The organism is Methylorubrum podarium (assembly GCF_022179745.1).
GTDB classification, from domain to species: domain Bacteria; phylum Pseudomonadota; class Alphaproteobacteria; order Rhizobiales; family Beijerinckiaceae; genus Methylobacterium; species Methylobacterium podarium.
Genome location: NZ_BPRD01000072.1, coordinates 1 through 1632 on the forward strand (window position 1 = coordinate 1; position 1632 = coordinate 1632).

General features: G+C 71.6%; 2 protein-coding genes. Both read left to right on the plus strand.

Going from position 1 to position 1632, the window contains the following annotated elements:
* The coding region (locus MFF42_RS03860; RefSeq protein ID WP_238254571.1) for a molybdopterin cofactor-binding domain-containing protein at window positions 1–337 on the plus strand (337 nt) is incomplete at its 5' end.
* A 30-nt stretch (window positions 338–367) separates the two neighbouring features.
* Window positions 368–1381 (plus strand): SLAC1 anion channel family protein, encoded by a 1014-nt coding sequence (locus MFF42_RS03865; RefSeq protein ID WP_238254572.1) that lies wholly within the window; start codon window positions 368–370, stop codon window positions 1379–1381.
* Window positions 1382–1632: the final 251 nt, after the last annotated feature.

Here is a 1632-nt window from a genome sequence, read left to right on the forward strand (position 1 = left end):
GATCGCCATCGATCCGGGCAGCGTGGTCAACCCGGCCATCGTCAAGCGGCAGGTCGAGAGTGCGGCGGCCCTCGGCCTCTCCGCGACGCTGCTGGAGCAGGTGGTCTACGAGAACGGGCAGCGGCAGGCGAAGAATTTCGACGCCTACCCGATCCTCGACCGCGAGCGGATGCCGCGGGTCCACGTCGCCATCGTCGAGAGCGGCGCGCCGATGGGCGGGATCGGCGAGCCGGGCCTGCCCGGCGTGCCGCCCGCGGTGGTCAACGCGGTCGCGGCCCTGACCGGCCGGCGCGTGCGCAGCCTCCCGCTTGCCAAGACGCGTCTGTCCGGTGTCTGAGGTGGAGGGATCGGGCGGAGGAGCGGGATGATGACGACGGTCGCGGCTTCTCCGGGGGAGGCGAGGCCGGTTCGTGCCGGCCTCGCGCCGCGCTTCGAATACCTGCCGGTCGCCCTGTTCGGCGCCGTGATGGGGCTCACCGGCCTGAGCGTCGCGTGGCGTCTCGCCAGCGCGCGCTACGGCCTGCCCACCCTCGTCGCCGACGCGATCGGCTGGGGCGCGCTCCTCACCTTCCTTGTCCTGGCGCTGGCCTACGGTGCGAAGGCGGTCACCGCTTGGCCGACGGTGCTGGCCGAGTTCCGCCATCCGATCGCCGGCAACCTGTTCGGAACCGTCCTCATCAGCCTGCTGCTGCTGCCCTTCGTCCTCGGCGGCGTCAGCCCGACGCTCGCCGTGGCGGCCTGGGTCACCGGTGCGGCGGGCATGGTGGTCTTCGCCGTCCTCATCGTCAGCCGATGGATGGGCAGCCGCCAGCAGATCGCCCATGCGACGCCCGCCTGGATGGTGCCGGTGGTCGGCCTCCTCGACATCCCGCTCGCCGCGCCGGTGCTCGGCCTGCCCCACACGCAGACCCTGGCGATGTTCGCGCTGAGCGTCGGCCTCTTCTTCGCGGTTCCGCTCTTCACCCTGGTCTTCGCCCGCCTGGTCTTCGAGGAGCCGCTGCCCGCGGGCCAGCGGCCGACGCTGATGATCCTGGTCGCGCCCTTCGCTGTCGGTTTCTCCAGCTACACCGCGACGCTCGGCCGGATCGATGCCTTCGCGGAGGCGCTGTTCCTCATCGGTCTGTTCGTCCTCGCCGTGCTCGTCGGTCGCCTGCGCGACCTGCCGCGCTGCTGCCCGTTCCGCGTGTCGTGGTGGGCCGTGAGCTTTCCCCTCGCGGCCATGGCCGGCGCTGCCCTGCGCTATGCCGGGCAAGCGGGCGCACCCGCGATCGACGCCCTGGCCCTGGGGCTGCTCGCCTTCGCCACCGTGACGATCGCGGCCCTCGCGGTCCGGACGCTCATCGGGATCGCTCGGGGCGATCTCCGGCGACTCACAAGCTGACCGACGGCATCCGTCAGGCCGACGCGTGCTGGTCGAAAGGCGGAGGAGGGAGCCTCATCGCGACATGAGGGTGCTGCCGCTGCGGAAGGGTCGCCGGATGCGTTACGAGGCTCCGTGGCGGGCGCGATCGCGCTTTCCGCGTTTTTCCGATTGACGCTCGGGCTCGGGCCCCATATACCCACTTTCACCGACGGGGCGCCGCGGTCCACCGCTTGGTGGCCGAGAGCTTCGACGGTCTTCGGGATTGTCGG